The organism is Campylobacter sp. CFSAN093227, assembly GCF_012897855.1.
GTDB classification, from domain to species: domain Bacteria; phylum Campylobacterota; class Campylobacteria; order Campylobacterales; family Campylobacteraceae; genus Campylobacter_D; species Campylobacter_D jejuni.
Genome location: NZ_CP040610.1, coordinates 1654808 through 1671271, shown reverse-complemented (window position 1 = coordinate 1671271; position 16464 = coordinate 1654808). Strand labels below are relative to the sequence as shown.

Genomic DNA, 16464 nt, shown 5'->3' with positions numbered 1-16464 from the left:
CCAAAAATATAACATATATAAATTAATATATCAATATATATTGATATATTAATTTGTTTCTTAAACGATATTTTATAGCTATTTCCCTAATTCTCAAGACTTTTTAAGATGGATTCTAAACTATTGCCTAAAGATATAAGTAAGTATTCAACTATTGGAGGAATTTCTGCGTAAACTTTGCGTTTGATCAGAAATTTAGAACCAGTATGTTTTATACGCAATAACTCTAAAATGAATGAATTTTTACCTCAAGCTAAAATAGCGCAAAAAGATCTTTTTGCGCTTGATTTTAAAGATCTGATAGATTTTGATATTATTATCGACGCTTTTGGAGAATGGGAAAAATTAAGCTTACATAAAAAGCACATAGAATGCTTGAGTAAAATTTTGCAAGGAAGCAAGGCTAAATTATTTGTTATATGGGGTATTGGAAGTTTGTATATGGATGAAAATCATACTACAAGACTTATGGATATACCTGATTTTCTTAAAGAGTATTTGGATATAGCTAAAGCAAGTGCAGAAGTATTGGAAATTTTTACGTAATGAAAAAGGCTTTAAATGGGTATATGTGAGCACATCTGCTATTTTTCACCAGAACTTCCAAAAACCAATCATTATAAAATCATAGGTGAAAAATTTGAAATTAATGCCAACAATGAAAGTAAAATCAGCTATAGTGATTATGCTAGTGCTATGATAGACATAGTGCTTAATTCTTGCTATGAAAACACACGCATTGGAGTAATAAGCCTATAAATAAAAGATGCCTTATGCTTTTAAGGCATCTTTTATTTCTTTTAAATGCTTATTTTGAAGTTTCAAATTTTTCTAAAGATTTTATTTAATATAGATAAATATTTTTATTTTAGGTTATTGACTTAGACCTACTCTCATCTTTTATACTTTTAAAAATATTAATTGAAAGGATAAAATGAAAAATTTAAATAAAGCTTCAAGTACTCAAATTATTCTAGTATTTTGTTTAGGGGTATTTGGGATTTTGAGCACAGAACTAGGGATGATGGGTATAATTCCTATTGTTTCTCAAAATTTCAGTGTAAGTATTTCAGATGCGGGTTGGTGTGCGAGTATTTTTGCACTCGTGATAACTTTTTGCGCCCCTATTGTCCCCCTGCTTTGTGCAAATTTCAATCCTAAAAAACTTATGCTTATTTGTTTAGCTGTGTTTATCTTAAGCTCGTTAACTTCTGCTTTTGTGAGTGAATTTTGGCAATTGCTTATTTTAAGAGCTATTCCTGCTTTTTTTCATCCTATTTATATAGCTCTTGCTCTAAGTATGGTTGCAAATTTGGTCGAAGATAAGAAAGAAATTCCAAAAGCTACAGCTAAGATTTTTGCAGCAGTTAGTGCTGGAATGGTTTTGGGTGTACCTATGACTAGTTATTTTGGTGGAAATTTTAGTTTTAAAATGGCAATGTTATTTTTTGTATTTTTAAATACCTTATCTTTTATAGCAACTTTATTTTTTGTTCCTGATTTTAAAAAAGTAAATTCTGTAAAAATAAGCAAACAATTGCTTATTTTAAGATACCCACTTTTATGGATTAGCATACTTTGTGTTATTTGTATAAATGCTGGAATTTGGGGTTTTTACTCTTATTTTTCTGATTTCTTACATAGTGTAGGAAAGATGAATTTTACTTTAATTAGTATTGTATTGGCTATTTATGGTTTTTCAAATATTATAGGCAATTATATAGCCGGAAAGACCCTTGTTAAAAACGCAAATTTTACTTTGATTTTAACACCTTTAATTATGATAGGATTTTATATTTTACTTTTTAGTTTTTATAGTGAAATTATACTTATAATATTTGCCTTTATATTAGGAATTTTAGCAGGTGTGATGAATAACGGCACGCATTTTATGATAAGTTATCCCTTTCCAAAGGCTGCTAATTTTAGCAATGGACTTTTTATAAGCGTGGCCAATATAGGATTAAGCACCGGAACTGCTATTTGTGGACTTGTGATTTCTTTGAGCGATACGCGTTATATTATCGTAAATACTATTGTTTTGTTGATTTTAGGAATTATCATGATTTTTGTAAGAAGTAGGATAGAAAAAATGAAATTAAGATTTTAAATTTTTACTTGACTTAGAGTAGCTCTCATGTTTTATAATACTAAAAAATGAGGTAAAATGCAAGAATTAGAAAAAGCAGGAATTCATGGAAGTTTTAAAGGTGATAGTAAATTTTTTAGCAAAAATGTAAAAGTTTCTATGATGTTTAAATCAAATGAGTGGAGAAATTTTAGTGGGGCTTTAGTTGAATTTGAAGTCAGTGCTAGAAGTGCATGCCATACTCATCCTCAAGGACAAACCTTAATCGTAACAGAGGGTGAAATCATCACAAAAGTTCCAGGCCAAAAAGCCTTTATAGCTAAAAAAGGCGATGTCATAAGCTGTCCTATAGGAGTAAAGCATTTTCATGGTGCAACTAATACAAGTAGTGGAGCACACATAGCACTTACAGGCGAGAAAGAGGGTAAAAATGTAGAATGGCTTGAGCTTGTTAGCGATGAAGAATATGAAAATGCCTTAAAAGAAGCAAGAGAGTAAAGAAATTTGTAAATAAAACATAAAAATTTTATAAAAACTTTTATGTTTTTTTGGAGTATTTTAAATGCTCTTTTTTATAAACTTTAAAAATCACAAAGGATAAAACCATGCAATTAAGACAAAAAGCAAGAGAAAATTTTGAAAAACTCTTAGGAGAAGTAAAAAAGGATCAACTTTTTGCAAGTGATGAAAGACACTACTACGCAAGAAAATCGCAAAATAAAAGGTAGGGAAATACAAAATACTATTTTTGGTGAAGCTAATATCACTAAAATGATAGAATCTACCCCAGAAGATAAAGCTTTTATAAATGATTTTTTGAGTGCGAATTGTTTTGGAGACTACTATACACGCATGGGGCTTGATCTAAAAACTAGGGAGCTTTTAACCCTTGTATATCTTATCTCACTTGGTGGGCTAGACAATCAAGTAAAAGCTCACATACAAGGCAATCTTAACATGGGGCAAAGTAGAAAAGATTTGCTAAATATCATTGCAGCTCTTATTCCATATATCGGTTATCCAAAAGCTTTAAATGCCCTAAATTTGCTTGATGATATTAAAAAGTAGAATGCAAGCAATAAATATTTATTGTAAATTGAGCTTAGAAGTTATTTGTAAATTAGTTTTTATCAAAAAACTTGCAATTATTTTAGTATGCTTTTAAGCTCATTTAGATATTCTTGTTGTATTTTTAGATTTTCTTCTAAAGAATTTAAAATCTCTTCGCTAGTTCTTAGGATTTTTTCTTCTTTTACATTTGGATTTTTAGCACTTAGATCATAGTTTCTTTCTTCAAGCTCTTTTTTGCTAACAAGCCAAGAATTAGCAGTGATTTTTCTTTCTTTGTAGCATTTTAGAAATTCTTTAAAATGTGCGTATTCTAAAGGCTTATTTTTAGTAAGTTTATAAGGCGGTATAAGTTCGTAGTAATAAACTCCATCGCCTTCACAAATACATTTTTTACCTTTAGAGAAAAAAAGCACATTAGTCTTAACAGCACTATAAGGCAAAAATACCCCACTTGGCAAACTCAAAACGCATTCTAAATTAAAATCATCTAGTAAATCTTTTTTTACACTCACAAAGGCATTTGAATTTTGAAAAAGCACGCCTTCAGGCACGATGATCGCACATCTTCCGTTGTTTTTTAAAGATTTTAAAATGTGTTGTAAAAACAAAAGTTCAGTAGCGTTTGATTTTATAGGAAAATTTTCTTGAATTTGTTCTTTTTCTTTACCTCCAAAGGGTGGATTTGCCAAAATCACTTCGTATTTTTCGCTTTGGGTTATGTCTGTGATTTTTTTATTTAGAGTGTTTGTTTTGATGATATTTGGAGATTTTACCTCGTGCAAGATCATATTCATCACGCCCATTGCGTAGCTAAGCGGAGTTTTTTCTTTACCAAAAAGAGCATCATTTTTTAAAAATTCAAGCTCTTCTACGCTTAAATTTGCTTTTTTGCCTTTGGTTCTGTCTTTATATAAAATATGTAAAAAACTCTCAACTAAAAATCCACAACTACCACAAGAAGGATCATAAATTCTTTCTTTTGGTTTAGGATCTATTACTTCCACCATAGTCTTTATCAAAGGACGAGGGGTGTAAAATTCTCCACTATTTCCACCATCACTACCCATATCTTTAAGCAGTTTTTCATAAACTTCACCTAAGGCAAATACTTCATCTTCTTTATTAAAACTAATCTCATCAATGATATTTATCGCTTCTCTTAAAGTATGTCCATTTGCTATGCGATTGTCTATAAATTCAAAAATTCCACCGATTTTATACTCTATACTTTTAAAATCATCATTATTTTTAAAATTTTTAAGATAAGGAAAAAGCTCTTTATTTACAAATTCAAGCAAATCCGATCCACTTAAAGCATTTTTTACATCAAGTTTGCCATCTTTTTTAGGCGCTGCCCAAACACTCCAGCTAAATTTTTCTTCTAAAATGCTTTTATAATCTTTGCCATCTAAAAACGCTAAATCTTTTAAATTTGTCTCACAATCATCTAAAAATTTTAAAAAAAGTATCCAGCCAATCTGCTCTGTATAGTGCATAGCACCACTTATGCCATCATCTCTTCTTAGAATATCTGTGATTTTATCGATTTTATTTTGCATTTAAAAAATTCCTTTTCTAAAAAGTCTTAAAAGTTCTATATTTATATAATAATTACTTCTACCCATTTTAATACACTCTAATATTCCTAAATTTTCACAAATTTTAAGATATTTTGAAGCACTTTGTCTTGAAATGTCTAATTTTTTTATTAAAAAATCTATCTTTGTATAAGGATGAGAAAACAAAAGCTCCACAAAATCTTTACTATAAAAATTCGTTTTATTTTGTAAAATTTCACCTACATTAGACATCATTTTTTCTATCTTAATGATAGTTTCAATAGTTTTTGCAGCGGTTTGCTCTATGCCTTTAAGTATGTATTCTATCCACTTTAAAATATCCCCTTCATCACGCACTTTTTGCAAAAGCTTATAATACTCATCTTTATTTTTTACTATATAAGCACTAAGATATAAAATAGGAAAATCCAAAAGTCCTTTATATACTAAATAAAGTATATTTATAATCCTACCCGTTCTGCCATTGCCATCATAAAAAGGATGAATGCTTTCAAATTGATAATGTATAATTGCCATCTTTACCAAAAAATCAAATTCATCTAAATTATCATCGTTAATGTATAGTTCTAAATTTCCCATAAGTTCTTGTATATCATTAGGATTTTGGGGTGGTATGTGGTTTTATTTCTCCTGTAATAGGATTTTTAAGCATAGTTCCACTTTGTTTTCTAAAACCTGCATTATTTCTTTCTAATCTTTTTTGAATTTCTAAAATATGTGCATTTCTTAATAACTGTTCTTTTTTTAATAACTCATATCCTTTTTTCAAAGCACTTTCATAATCTTTCACTTCTTTTGCTGCTCTTGTGAGTTTGTTTTCATCAACTCGTGATAAAAAAAGTTTATCATGTGTTGTGATGATATTTTCTATCTCACTCGAATCTTTTGCTTCTTGTAAAATCAAAGCATTGATTAAAATACTTGGATTTGGTATGCTTTTACTAAGTCCATTTAACTCTGCTAATTTTCTAGAAGCTTTAATGATAAGACTATAAATATTTGCATTTAATTCTATATTTAAAGGCAATTTTTGAGGTATAAATTCTTTCATAATTTTCCAATATGTTAATTTTTTCTAAAAATTTTAACATTATAAAAAAATATGTTAAAAAAATCAAAAATTTTTAACATATCAAGCCAATGTGTTAAAATTTGGCAAATTTTTTAACATTATAATTCTCCCTTAAAAGCTTTATTAAGCAAGGATTGCTTAAGCTCTTCATAATCTTTTAGCTCTTTGGTGTAAAGTTCTTTTAAAGCCTTTGCCTTTTCAAAGACAAAATCTAAATGCTCTGCGATTTGCTCTTGCTCTTTGAGTGGGGGTAGGGGGATTTGTAGGGATTTAAATTTTGGTATAGTAAGTTGCGGAATACTAGAACCTTCACCTTTTGCTATAAAAAAATTCAAACAAAAATATAAATAATGTAAGCATAATATATTTTCACAAGGAATTAAAGAAATAAGCCTTACAATAGGAAAATAAGGTTCTTTTCTAATGCAAACAAAACCTATTGTTCCTCTAGCAGATATAGTTAAAGAAGGTTTTATAATGGTAGCTTTATCTGTATATCCAACTAAACCATTATTATTTACACCATTTGCATAAACAGGGATTTGATTTTTGGCAGTTTTACTTTCTGTGCAGTTTTTTGGCTTATCTCCACCCGCAGAAATATTTTCGCTAATCTCTTCTAAGCTTTTCCATTCCCAAGATTGTGGGAGTTTATAGTTTTCTTTAGCATTGTCTTTTAATGGATTGAAAGCTTTTTGCAAGGCGCTTTGCATTAACTCATCAATATTTGCTAAATTTTCTTTTGCTTTTTTGATATTTTCATCAATCTTACTAAAAGCAAAATCCAAAATCCCCACTATCCTTTCTTGCTCTTTTATGTCTTTTGGATAAATAATTTCGAGTTTGGAAAATTCAGTCTTATTGAAAATAGCTAAAGTTGTTTGTGGTGCTTTTGAAAATAATATAGACTGAAATTTAGAAGATATGCAATAATAATAAATATACTCGGAAATTATATTTTTGTGAGGAATAATTGCGTTTATTTGTTGGTTACAACTCCCAATAACTCTAGTTAGTGCTACTTTACCCAAAGAACCTATACAAACCACAAGAATTGTTTTAGGCGGAAGCTGTCTAGCTTTACCAAAACCTAGTTTTGATAGATTATCTCCAGCATTTTCTAAAAAATATCCTTGCTCGAAATCGCTTGGCTTAAAAAATGGATAATCTTTCCTATAAAACTCAACATTACTCTTACTAGGTGTTGAACCTGTAATGATTTCACCTATCTCGCTAAGCGTTTTAACTTCCCAACCCTGCGGTAAATTTGTCATTTTATTTTCCATAGAGCCAAGGCTTGTTTAGCTAAAAAATTTTGATATTGATCAATACTTTTTGTGTCCCAAGTTTTAAAATTATCCGCTATATATCTTGGTAGTTTAAAGCTAGACTTGCTATATATAGAAATTTTTTCTTCGAATTTTTTATCTTTTAATTCTTGATTGTATTTTTTTTCTAATAAAATATAGTTTCCTAATTTATGAACTTTTTCGTTATTTAAAGATGATGGAAGTATATGCTCTATTGTTGCAATTTGTTCATCACATATGCCTCCAGATAAATGCCTTTCAATATTAACAAGTAAAAATTTGACTATTTTTGCATCATTTCCTGAGGTTGCTTTTTTAGAATATATAGAGAAAGATTTTTTAAAGTCATTATCATCAATATCAATTGATTTTAATGCATCTATAATTTCCTTGGTATTTTTATATTTGCTATGAAATATATTGCAAGCAATTTTATTATAGCTAGATTCCAATTTATTTGTTCTAGTTTTTGAAATAGAATATCTAATAGATAATATAGCACAAGCTTTTAAAATTTTTATAAAATCTTGATCATCTACTATTTTTTCTTTAGCAATTAGCAGTAATGGTAAAGATGATTTAAATCTTAATAACTCTAAAATATCAATATAATATTTTGCATCTTGTGCTGTAAAATCATTCCAAGAACTATGATTTGAATTTTGCAAAGCAAGATACAAAGAAGATAATTTATGAAGTTTAGATATAAAATTAAAAGCCTCTTCTGAAGTCTTAATATTTTTTTTAACTTCTTTAAAAAGTCTATTTTTTGTAACCAAATCTATTTGTGAATTTATAACACTTCTTAGAAAATCGGGTATTTTTTCTGTTGAAATTTTATTATTTATGTTTTCCCACATTAAATTAGCTTGATTTAAAATTTCTGGTTCATTTTTAAGTAAATTTAAAAAGTAATTTTTTAATAAATCAGCGGCTGTTAATTCTACTCCTCTAGCATTTAGTGTTTGAAATAAAACATAAGCATCTAATTCATTTTGAACTATAATCACAATAAACTTTAATTGTTCTCCTATCATCTCCACATATTCTGCAATTATTTTCCCATCTTCTTCTTGAAATTTTTCTTTAATTTTTTTTTGAAAAAAATTAAATGCTTTATATAATAAATAATTAGAATTATCCTCATCTGCTAGAGTTGGTTTATCTGGAATATTCTGATTAATAATATAGTGAGTAAAAAAATTATTATTAGTATTATTTAAAGTAAGTTTTGGAACTATTTTTAATGTAGTAGAACTTTCATAACCTAAATATTTTTTATTAAAAATTTCTTTCCTTTTTTCATTATCTGTTTTATCTTTATCTTTTTTGACCAAATTATCTATATAAAATATTATCGCGGACATAAAAATACTTAAGGTAGTTAATCTTTGTTGCCCATCAATTATATCTATATTTTTGGCATCTTTAGTCTCTTGCAATACTATAGAACCCATAAAATGTGGATAGTTTGATTTTTCTAAATCTTCAATATCACACCATAAATCTTCCCATTGATCTTCACTCCAAGAATAATTTCTTTGATATTTTGGAACACTATAAGTTCTATCTTTACCAAATAAATCATTAAGAGTTAAAGTCTCTGTATTTAAAAAACTATTACTCATTTTCTCTCCTTTCAGTTTAAATAAATCTCCCTTTGTAAATCATCAAAACTTTGTTTTAGAATTTCTAAGCTACCAAATTCATCAGCCAATTCTCTTACATTGCCTAAAGAACTAAGCTCTATAAGTGGTTTTAAACCATCATCAAAATCTTTTATGCCGTATTCTTGATATCTATTTAGTAAAAATTCTATAAATTTTATAGCTTTTTCTTTTTGAAAGCGTTTCAAAAACTCACCATTTTCTACTTGTAAAACACGCTCTTGCCTTGTTTTTATCTCGGCATTAAAGCTTAAATGCGCTAAAACATCGTATATATCACAATCTTTTTGAAAAATTTCTCTTAGATCTTTTAAAGCATCTTCATCTACTCCATCATTTGCAAGGGCTTTTAAAAATCTTTCTCTATTTTTTTGATCACTCCAAATTTCACGCAATTTTGCTTCATCATCATAATACTCACCAAGCTTTCCTATCAAAAATTCTAAAAATTCTTTAGTGCTAAGTGGCTTACCTTGTGCTCCTACATAAGTAGTTGTGATATCTAAAATCTTAAGTTTTGTGCCTTTTAAGTGTATGGTTACGCTCTTTTTTTCTTTGTTTTCTTCTTTTGTTTGTTTTATATGCTCTTTAGTGATTTTTTCTTTTTCATCTTGCTCTTTTAATTCTTCTATTTTTTCACCATCCCATTTTGGATCATAAAAAAGTTTAGTCGCACCGACAAAATCAAGTATAGTAAAAAAGTCTTTACCTTCATAAACCCTAGTGCCACGCCCGATAATTTGCTTAAATTCAACCATAGAACCTATATTTGCTAGCAATACTATATTTCGCACATTTTTTGCATCCACTCCAGTTGTGAGCATTTTAGAGCTAGTAAGTATGACAGGATAGCTTTTATCATTATCTTGAAACAATTTTAGATAATCAAGCCCTATTTTACCTTCATCACTCGTAACTCTTACACAATAATCATCTCTTTTAACACTTTTATATTTATCTATAGCTCTTTTTACTTCATTTGCATGAGCTTGATTTGCACAAAAAATTATGGTTTTATCCATAGGATTTATAAGCTCTAAAATTTTCTTAGCGATAAAGTCATTATAGTTTGGTAAAAAAATATTTCTTTCAAATTCACTTTGTTTATAAAAGCCTTTTTCAAGCTCACCTTGTATTAAATCATCAGGATTATAGGTATAACCATCACTCAAAGTTGTTTTTATGAGTTTGACTTTATAAGGGGTTAAAAATCCATCTTCAATACCACTTTTAAGACTATAATCATAAACACTTTCACCAAAATACTCATAAGTGTCTATATTTTCTTCTTTTTTTGGAGTAGCGGTTAAACCAAGCTGAGTCGCATAAGAAAAATACTCAAGTACAGCTCTCCAGTTTCCTTCTTCGTTTGCTCCACCTCTGTGGCACTCATCTATGATGATAAGATCAAAAAAATCTTTTGGGTATTGAAGATAAAATTTGCTCTCTTGTTCTTCTTGGATGTTTTCTTGTTCTTTTGAATTTGCGGCTAAGCTTTGATAAATTCCAAAGAAAATATTTGCATTTGTTATGATTTTTCCATCATTTTTCTTTATTTCTTCAGCACTAATTGCCTTACAATCACTTTCTATAGGATTAAATTCTCCTAAGGCTTGATCTCTTAAGCTCACTCTATCACATAAAAATAGTATTTTAGGCTTTTGATCTTTGTTTTCTTTATTCCATCTAGCTTCAAGCAAACGATAGCACAAATTAAAAGCTATGGTTGTTTTTCCTGTGCCTGTAGCAAGAGTGAGTAAAATTCTATTTTTGTTATTTATAATAGCTTCTATGACTTTGTCTATGGCTATTTTTTGATAATATCTTAATTCTTTTTGCGGAATATACATAACATTTTGGGTTAAAAGCCTGTATTGCCATTCTTTGACATTGCCATAAATCCTATCAAAAAGCTCTTTAGGACTTGGGAATTTATCTATATATTTACCACTATGACTTCTTATATCGTATTCATAAATTTTTTCTCCATTGCTACTATATACAAAAGGCACATTTAAAATTTTTGCATATTCTATGCCTTGAGATAAACCATCTAAAGGATCTTTACTAAATTTTTTAGCTTCTATTATAGCAAGGTTGTTTCCTTCATATCTAAGCAAATAATCTGCAAATTTTCTTTGTGCTCTTTTACCACCTAAAAGCTTTCTACCATCTGTAAAATAATAATTTCTTTTTATATTTTCTTCATACCAAGAACTATTATAAAGCTTTGCATCTATAAATTTTACTCTAGTATCATCTTCTGAATACAAATTTTGCATTTTTACCCCAAAGTGAAATTAAATTTTATAATTATAGCATTTATACTAGTTTTTTAAAAAAATTATTTTCACTCTTGACTTATAGCTACTCTAATGTTTTATAATTATAAAAAATCAAAAAAGGAGCAAAAATGCAATACAAAATTTTAGAAAACAATCGCATCGCAAGTAAAGGCTATGCAATGCTTAGCAAGGATGCGAAATTCACAGCCTTTGAATTTAGCCGCCACGCTATTGGTGATAATGATATTTTGATTAAAATCCTATATGCAGGTATTTGTCATAGCGATATTCACACCGCAAGAAGCGAGTGGGGAGAAGCTACTTATCCTTGTGTGCCTGGGCATGAGATAGCAGGAGAAGTTATCGCTGTGGGTAAAAATGTAAGCAAATTTAAAGTAGGAGATTACGCAGGGGTTGGTTGTATGGTAAATTCATGCGGTGAGTGCGATGCTTGCAAACGCTCACAAGAGCAGTTTTGCGAAAATGGCAAAACCATCTTTACTTACAATAGTTGCGATGTATTTCACGGCAATGAAAACACTTATGGGGGTTACTCAAACAACATAGTTGTAAGTGAAAAATTTGCCATTTGTGTGCCAAAAAATGCACCGATGGATAAGGTTGCGCCTTTGCTTTGTGCGGGCATTACCACTTACTCGCCTTTAAGATTTTCTAAGATAAAAGAAGGTTCAAGCGTTGCTATAGCAGGCTTTGGCGGACTTGGTATGATGGCTGTAAAATATGCTGTTAAAATGGGTGCAAAGGTTAGCGTTTTTGCTAGAAATGAAAACAAAAAAGCCGATGCTTTGGCTATGGGCGTGAGTTCTTTTTATACAAGCACAGATAAAAATGCTGTAAAAGAACGCTTTGATCTTATCATCTCTACCATCCCAACTCCTTATGATCCTAGTGCTTATATGGATTTGCTTAAATTTGGTGGCGAAATGGCTATAGTTGGCTTACCTCCTGTGGAAGATAAGGTAAATATAGGCATAAATGAGCTTGTACATAAGGCAGGTAAAAAGGTTTATGGCTCGCTAATTGGCGGTATTGCCGAAACTCAAGAAATGCTTGATTTTTCTTTAAAACATGAAATTTATCCAGAAACCGAGCTTATCACCCCACAAGAAATCGATAAAGCTTATGAAAATCTAACCTCAGGAAAGGCTAAATTTCGCTACGTCATTGATATGAGAGATGAGTAAATTCAAGACTCTTTAAGAGTCTTGAATTTATACCAAGAAATGAAAAGCAAAATCGCACTAGCGCCCAACATAAAAAAGCCAAAAAAGGCGTTAAAATAACTTACAATCAAAGCCACCATAAAAAATTTATATACAAATAAAAACTCGTTCCAAGAACTAATTTTAGCCATTGTTTTAAAATGAAAATAGCCTAAAATAAAAGCAAGAGTGGTAAAAAATGCACAAAAATAAAATGCTAATTTTCCTTTTGTTTGTGAAAATAAAAAATTATTATATTCTATATAACATTGATAAAAACCAAAACTTGCTAAAACACAAAATAAAAATCCTAAAAAAATTAAAGCAAAGCTTATGCTTTTAAGCTTGAAAGAAAGCAAAATAATACTTAAAAAATAGAGTAAAATTCCACAAATCATACTTATAAAAATCAATGTCAAAATAATAATATTTCTTTCTTCTATAAAATAATCAAAAAATAAATAAAAGCATAAAGCAATACTTAAAGCAAATGCAAAAATGGCTAAAAATGCTAAAATTTTTATAGTTTTTATCATTTATTTTCCTTGTAATTTTTTATTTTCTTCTTCCCAATCGCACATTGCTTGTAAGATAGGAATTAAACTTTGTCCGCGTTTGGATAAGCTATATTCTACCTTGGGTGGAATTTGAGCGTATTCTTTTCTGATAATTAAACCATCGTTTTCTAGTTCTCTTAAGGTATTGGTTAAAGTTTTAAAAGATATGGAGCTTAAAAAGCGTTTGAGTTCATTATAACGCACGATTTCATAGCGAAATAAGCAGTATAAAATACTCATTTTTATTTTCCATTAATTAATGCTAGAGTATAGTTAAATCCACATTCTTCGAAATTGCACGGAGAATTCTCTTTAGTCATTTAACATTCCTTTAGTATAGTATATTACTTTATTTTCTGTATTGAAAATGATATTATGCTAAGTTATAATTGTATCATAAAATTTAAAAAAGGATAAAAATGAAAAATATACTCTTGCTTAATGGTGCTAAAGAATTTGGAAATTCAAAAGGACAACTTAATTTGACATTGCATAATCATGCTTTAGAAATTTTAAAAACACTAGGATACGAGGTAGATCAAACTCACATAGATCAAGGATATGATCCTAAAGAAGAGATGCAAAAATTTATAAAAGCTGATGCTGTGATCTATCAAATGCCAGCTTGGTGGATGGGGGAGCCTTGGATAGTTAAAAAATATATCGATGAAGTGTTTGGTTTGGGTGCTGGAGTGCTTTTTAAAAATGATGGAAGAACTCATGAAAATCCTAGTAAAAACTACGGAAAAGGTGGTTTAGATCATGGTAAAAAATACATGTTTTCTCTCACTTGGAATGCACCTCTTGAAGCCTTTAATGATAAAAATGAATTTTTTGAAGGAAAGGGTGTAGATATGGTGTATTGGCATTTGCATAAGGCTCATGAATTTATAGGTATGAAAGCTTTACCAACTTTTATGTGTAATGATGTGGTAAAAAATCCTCAAGTGGAAAAATATCTAAACGAGTATGAACTACACTTGAAAAAAATTTTTTAAAAAATTTGACTTAAAAATTTCAAGGTGTAACATTGACTCGAACAAAGTATTTGTATATCTTGCTTGTTATTGCTATGTTTTTATGGGGCTCATCTTGGCCAACATCTAAGATTTTAGCAAATTATACGGATACTTCTATTATTACCTTTTGGCGTTTTTTCTTTGTTGTATTGGGTTCATTTTTTGTTTTAAACTTCTTAAAAATTCCTCTTAAAATCGAAAAAACTGCCTTAAAATGGGTATTGATAGCAGGAGTTTTAAATGGGCTTTATGCCTTTGTATTTTTTATCGCTATAAAGCACGGCTTGGCAGGCAAAGGAGGAGTTTTAGTAACCACTATGATTCCTATTTTTTCTTATTTGATATTTATGATAGCGATATTTTTTCAAAAAAACAAAAAATCAACTCACAAGATCACAAAGAGTGAAATTCTAGGCTTATTTTTAGGTTTATTATCTGGATTTTGTTTGCTAAATTTAGGGAGTTTAGAAGATTTATTTGGTAAATTTAATATTTTATTTTTAACTTGTTCTTTTATTTGGGCTTTGATGGCAGTGTTTAATCATAAAGCCAAAGGAGCTCACCCTTTGGCGATTAACTTTTATATTAATCTCATTTCTATTTTAATGTTTTCTTGGATATTGTTTGATGTAAAAAGTTATGAAATTTTTCATTTTGAATTTAAATTTTGGATCAGTATGTTTGTCGTGGCTTTTTTATCAACTATTATAGGAACTAGTATTTATTATTATGGGATTCACATTTTAGGAAGCGTTAAGGCAAATTCTTTTGTTTTAATCACTCCTGCTAGTGCTTTAATTTGCAGTTATTTTATACTAGACGAGGTGCCAAATGCACTTACCTTGTTAGGTTGTGCCTTGGCTATAGGTGCTATATATTTTATCAATATTTATGGTAAAAAAGCTTAGATTAAATTTTCAAAATCAAGATTGATTTTTTGATCCATAGCTTTAAATTTCATTTCTCTTTGTTTATAAAGTTCTAAGGCTTCTTGCATGCTAATGCTTTGAAATTTAAAGCTAGAACCTAACTTAGCTTGTGCGAGTAAGCTTAGATCATTTTCTATAACCGTGGCTATTTTTGTATAGCCTCCTGTGCTTTGTCTTCCTGCCATTAAAATGATAGGAATACCACTTTTTGGCACTTGTATACTTCCAAAAACCGCAGGATCTGAGATGATATCTGCTGAGTTTTTATGCTCTATACTTTCACTAGATTCTGCATAAATTGCCATTCTATCGCTTTTTAAACCTACTTTATAAGTAGTATTTAAAAAGGTTTCTATGCCTTTTTGGGTAAAAGCATCTTCATTTGTTCCTAAAATAACGCGTATAATAGGTTCTTTAGGGCTTTTAAAAAGAGGATTTTCACATTCTCTAGCTTCTAAATTAAAAGGTATAAAAGTATTATGAGTATTTAAAATATCATCTTTTTGCAAAGCTCTTCCTTCAAAAACTCCAGCTCCCATTTTAGCATCACTGGATTTAGAGTTTAAAAAACTTTTTACTTCAAAGCCACCCGCTACGCATAAATACCCACGAAAACCTATTTTTGCTAAATCAAGTTCTAAAATATCGCCTTTATTTGCTTGATATACTTTGCAAGTTTTGATTTTTTGATTATCAAGCTTTGCCTCAAATTCAGCTCCACTTAAAACAAAATAATTCTCATCTAAAAATTCGTATTTTCCACCCTTTAAACAAAGCTCAATTCCTGCTTCATCTTGTTTGTTTCCAAGCAAGATATTTGCCATTCTTAAAGCATCTTCATCCATAGCTCCACTTCTTGCTATGCCAAATTTAGCAAATTTTTTTCTACCAAAGTCTTGCAAACTTGAATTTATAGATGCTTCAATGATTTTTATACTCATAAATTTCCTTTTGATAGACTTTTTTAGCAACTTGCTCTTGGATATCGAAAAATTCATCTTTTGAAATGGCTTTAAATTTTAAAAACATACCCGCTTTTAAAAGAGTGGGATTTTTTTCATCTTCTTTATCAAAAAATTCCAAAGGTGTTCTAGCAATGATTTGCCAACCCCCTGGACTTGATATGGGATAAACTCCTGTTTGTTTATCGGCTATACCTACACTTCCAGCTTCTATTTTTGCTCTAGGGCTTGAAAGGCGTGGGGTAAAAAGTCTTTCATCTAAACCTCCAAGATAAGGAAAACCTGCCATAAAACCTAGCATAAAAACAAGATAATAAGGTTTAGTGTGAAGAGATATAAGCTCTTCTTTTGAAATTTGATTGTGTTTGCACACAAATTCTAAATCCAGTCCAAATTCTTCATCATAACAAAGTGGAACTTCTATACAAAGACTTGAGTTTTGTTCTGCAAGTTTAATATCCTTTTTAATTTTTTCCAAAAAATCAAGCAAGGAATTTAAAGAAAGCACGCAAGGATTAAAATATATAAGCAAGCTTGCATAAGCACTTACCAACTCATCAATCCCATAAATTTCACCTTCTTTTAGGGCTTTTTGTATCCTTTGTTCTGTGCTTAAAACATAGGCATTGATTTGAGGTGAAATTTCTTGCTCAAAACGCAAAAGCAAAGCTTTACTTCCACTAAAATGCACACTAAACAT

The 16464-nt window shown here is 29.4% G+C and carries 14 protein-coding genes and 4 pseudogenes; 8 read left to right on the top strand and 10 right to left on the bottom strand.

Going from position 1 to position 16464, the window contains the following annotated elements; genetic code table 11:
• Positions 1 to 86: 86 nt before the first annotated feature.
• Positions 87 to 191, bottom strand: a pseudogene (locus FBF06_RS08615) (winged helix-turn-helix transcriptional regulator); the annotation flags it as partial.
• Here FBF06_RS08615 and FBF06_RS08610 point away from each other — a divergent pair.
• The 5 genes and pseudogenes from FBF06_RS08610 to FBF06_RS08595 all read left to right on the top strand — a co-directional run.
• Positions 190 to 759 (top strand): annotated as a pseudogene (locus tag FBF06_RS08610) (NAD(P)-dependent oxidoreductase); the annotation flags it as partial. The pseudogenes FBF06_RS08615 and FBF06_RS08610 overlap by 2 nt on opposite strands.
• Positions 760 to 934: 175 nt before the next feature.
• Positions 935 to 2110, top strand: coding sequence for an MFS transporter (locus FBF06_RS08605; protein WP_002924228.1), 1176 nt, complete (start codon positions 935 to 937; stop codon positions 2108 to 2110).
• Positions 2111 to 2167: 57 nt separating this feature from the next.
• On the top strand, positions 2168 to 2587 hold the full coding sequence (locus tag FBF06_RS08600) for a cupin domain-containing protein (protein ID WP_002901921.1): 420 nt from the start codon (positions 2168 to 2170) through the stop codon (positions 2585 to 2587).
• 107 nt (positions 2588 to 2694) lie between these two features.
• Positions 2695 to 2817, top strand: coding sequence for a hypothetical protein (locus tag FBF06_RS10065; protein ID WP_002867864.1), 123 nt, complete (start codon positions 2695 to 2697; stop codon positions 2815 to 2817).
• Positions 2774 to 3157: a carboxymuconolactone decarboxylase family protein gene (locus FBF06_RS08595; protein ID WP_002867865.1), complete on the top strand. Its 384-nt coding sequence runs from the start codon at positions 2774 to 2776 to the stop codon at positions 3155 to 3157. The genes FBF06_RS10065 and FBF06_RS08595 overlap by 44 nt, the downstream gene beginning before the upstream one ends.
• Positions 3158 to 3234: 77 nt before the next feature.
• Here the strand turns inward: FBF06_RS08595 and FBF06_RS08590 are convergent, their stop codons facing one another.
• The 5 genes and pseudogenes from FBF06_RS08590 to FBF06_RS08570 all read right to left on the bottom strand — a co-directional run bounded on the left by FBF06_RS08590 (position 3235) and on the right by FBF06_RS08570 (position 11071).
• Positions 3235 to 4719, bottom strand: a complete 1485-nt coding sequence (locus tag FBF06_RS08590; RefSeq protein WP_057044053.1) for a type I restriction-modification system subunit M — start codon at positions 4717 to 4719, stop codon at positions 3235 to 3237.
• Positions 4720 to 5791, bottom strand: a pseudogene (locus FBF06_RS08585) (Fic family protein).
• 119 nt (positions 5792 to 5910) lie between these two features.
• Positions 5911 to 7086 carry a restriction endonuclease subunit S gene (locus FBF06_RS08580; RefSeq protein ID WP_032593121.1) on the bottom strand — a complete coding sequence of 392 codons (1176 nt, stop codon included), beginning with the start codon at positions 7084 to 7086 and terminating at the stop codon, positions 5911 to 5913.
• Positions 7083 to 8750: a DUF262 domain-containing protein gene (locus FBF06_RS08575; protein ID WP_002884277.1), complete on the bottom strand. Its 1668-nt coding sequence runs from the start codon at positions 8748 to 8750 to the stop codon at positions 7083 to 7085. Before FBF06_RS08575 ends, FBF06_RS08580 begins: the two co-directional genes overlap by 4 nt.
• 11 nt (positions 8751 to 8761) lie before the next feature.
• Positions 8762 to 11071 carry a type I restriction endonuclease subunit R gene (locus tag FBF06_RS08570; protein ID WP_168977631.1) on the bottom strand — a complete coding sequence of 770 codons (2310 nt, stop codon included), beginning with the start codon at positions 11069 to 11071 and terminating at the stop codon, positions 8762 to 8764.
• Positions 11072 to 11202: 131 nt separating this feature from the next.
• On the opposite strand from FBF06_RS08570, the gene FBF06_RS08565 reads away from it, so the two are divergent.
• Positions 11203 to 12279 (top strand): NAD(P)-dependent alcohol dehydrogenase, encoded by a 1077-nt coding sequence (locus FBF06_RS08565; RefSeq protein WP_052775262.1) that lies wholly within the window; start codon positions 11203 to 11205, stop codon positions 12277 to 12279.
• A 2-nt stretch (positions 12280 to 12281) separates the two neighbouring features.
• Here the strand turns inward: FBF06_RS08565 and FBF06_RS08560 are convergent, their stop codons facing one another.
• Both FBF06_RS08560 and FBF06_RS08555 read right to left on the bottom strand, forming a co-directional pair.
• Entirely contained in the window at positions 12282 to 12833 is a 552-nt protein-coding gene (locus FBF06_RS08560; RefSeq protein WP_002873046.1) for a hypothetical protein, read from the bottom strand.
• Positions 12834 to 13174, bottom strand: a pseudogene (locus tag FBF06_RS08555) (helix-turn-helix domain-containing protein).
• Positions 13175 to 13273: 99 nt separating this feature from the next.
• On the opposite strand from FBF06_RS08555, the gene FBF06_RS08550 reads away from it, so the two are divergent.
• Entirely contained in the window at positions 13274 to 13852 is a 579-nt protein-coding gene (locus tag FBF06_RS08550) for an NAD(P)H-dependent oxidoreductase (protein WP_002860674.1), read from the top strand.
• 32 nt (positions 13853 to 13884) lie between these two features.
• On the top strand, positions 13885 to 14781 hold the full coding sequence (locus tag FBF06_RS08545; protein ID WP_002869215.1) for a DMT family transporter: 897 nt from the start codon (positions 13885 to 13887) through the stop codon (positions 14779 to 14781).
• Here FBF06_RS08545 and FBF06_RS08540 read toward each other — a convergent pair.
• A complete protein-coding gene (locus FBF06_RS08540) occupies positions 14778 to 15743 on the bottom strand; it encodes a biotin-dependent carboxyltransferase family protein (RefSeq protein WP_002858255.1) in 966 nt (321 codons plus the stop codon). The genes FBF06_RS08545 and FBF06_RS08540 overlap by 4 nt on opposite strands.
• The gene (gene pxpB / locus FBF06_RS08535; protein WP_002851148.1) at positions 15724 to 16464 is read right to left on the bottom strand and encodes a 5-oxoprolinase subunit PxpB; all 741 of its coding nucleotides are present in this window, start codon (positions 16462 to 16464) and stop codon (positions 15724 to 15726) included. The genes FBF06_RS08540 and pxpB overlap by 20 nt, the downstream gene beginning before the upstream one ends.

Coding starts and splice junctions, on each gene's coding strand:
- FBF06_RS08605 (WP_002924228.1), top strand. CDS start 935: ATGAAAAATTTAAATAAAGCTTCAAGTACTCAAATTATTCTAGTATTT.
- FBF06_RS08600 (WP_002901921.1), top strand. CDS start 2,168: ATGCAAGAATTAGAAAAAGCAGGAATTCATGGAAGTTTTAAAGGTGAT.
- FBF06_RS10065 (WP_002867864.1), top strand. CDS start 2,695: ATGCAATTAAGACAAAAAGCAAGAGAAAATTTTGAAAAACTCTTAGGA.
- FBF06_RS08595 (WP_002867865.1), top strand. CDS start 2,774: ATGAAAGACACTACTACGCAAGAAAATCGCAAAATAAAAGGTAGGGAA.
- FBF06_RS08590 (WP_057044053.1), bottom strand. CDS start 4,719: ATGCAAAATAAAATCGATAAAATCACAGATATTCTAAGAAGAGATGAT.
- FBF06_RS08580 (WP_032593121.1), bottom strand. CDS start 7,086: ATGACAAATTTACCGCAGGGTTGGGAAGTTAAAACGCTTAGCGAGATA.
- FBF06_RS08575 (WP_002884277.1), bottom strand. CDS start 8,750: ATGAGTAATAGTTTTTTAAATACAGAGACTTTAACTCTTAATGATTTA.
- FBF06_RS08570 (WP_168977631.1), bottom strand. CDS start 11,071: ATGCAAAATTTGTATTCAGAAGATGATACTAGAGTAAAATTTATAGAT.
- FBF06_RS08565 (WP_052775262.1), top strand. CDS start 11,203: ATGCAATACAAAATTTTAGAAAACAATCGCATCGCAAGTAAAGGCTAT.
- FBF06_RS08560 (WP_002873046.1), bottom strand. CDS start 12,833: ATGATAAAAACTATAAAAATTTTAGCATTTTTAGCCATTTTTGCATTT.
- FBF06_RS08550 (WP_002860674.1), top strand. CDS start 13,274: ATGAAAAATATACTCTTGCTTAATGGTGCTAAAGAATTTGGAAATTCA.
- FBF06_RS08540 (WP_002858255.1), bottom strand. CDS start 15,743: ATGAGTATAAAAATCATTGAAGCATCTATAAATTCAAGTTTGCAAGAC.
- pxpB (WP_002851148.1), bottom strand. CDS start 16,464: ATGTTTAGTGTGCATTTTAGTGGAAGTAAAGCTTTGCTTTTGCGTTTT.